Raw genomic sequence first — 727 nt, 5'->3', positions numbered from 1 at the left:
GGGCCCCGGCGCGCCGCGCTCGCGCTGACCCCGCTCCCGCGCGCCAGGGCGGTGCGCTCGCGCTGACCGTCGTACGAAGGAGCCCCCCATGGCCACGCCCGCCCCCGCGCCGCTGCCGGGTGAGCCGTTCTCCGAGGCCTTGTCCGAGGCGGCCCAGGCGGCGGCCATGTCCGTACGACTGCTCCTGACGATCTCCGACGCGGTGCGCCGCGCGGCCCAAAGACACCACCACGGCCAGGAGACCCGCCTCGACCAGGAGGCGCAGGACCGCGCCCCGGGCCGGGCCGCCGACCAGCTGCGCACCGTCCTGCCCGGGAACGTCCTGGCGGACCTGATGACGGGGGAGGACTGGCCGGTGATGGCCCGCCGGCTCGTCGGCCTCCAGCACGCCGGCGTCGACCTGGCCGTGTTCCTCCCCCAACTCGGACACATGGCCCAGGGCGTCCACCAGGCCGTCGCCGCGAACACCGCCCGTACGAAGGCGGAAGGCACCGACCGGTGGGCCGACCTGCTGCGCCGCACCATGCCCGAGGGCCTGGTCCGCGACGCGATCCTCGCCTGGCCCGACCTCGCCTCCGCCATGGCCCGCCTCGACGACCGGGGCGTCGACGTCGCCCGTGTCCTGGCCGACGCGCACACGGCGGGGACCGGAGTCGACCGGGCCGTCGCCGCCCTCACCAACCCGCCCGCCGTACCGGCCCCGGCCCCGGCGGCGACCGCGGCCGCC

Annotated in this window: 1 pseudogene; it reads left to right on the top strand. The window is 77.9% G+C overall.

Annotated features, from left to right (window positions below):
- Positions 1–88: 88 nt before the first annotated feature.
- A pseudogene (locus tag GT042_RS08950) lies at positions 89–727 on the top strand (hypothetical protein); the annotation flags it as partial.

The sequence above is a fragment of the Streptomyces sp. SID3212 genome, from assembly GCF_009865405.1.
Classification (GTDB): Bacteria; Actinomycetota; Actinomycetes; order Streptomycetales; family Streptomycetaceae; genus Streptomyces.
The sequence above is the reverse complement of the archived record's forward strand: the minus strand, read 5'-3'. Positions and strand labels throughout refer to the sequence as shown.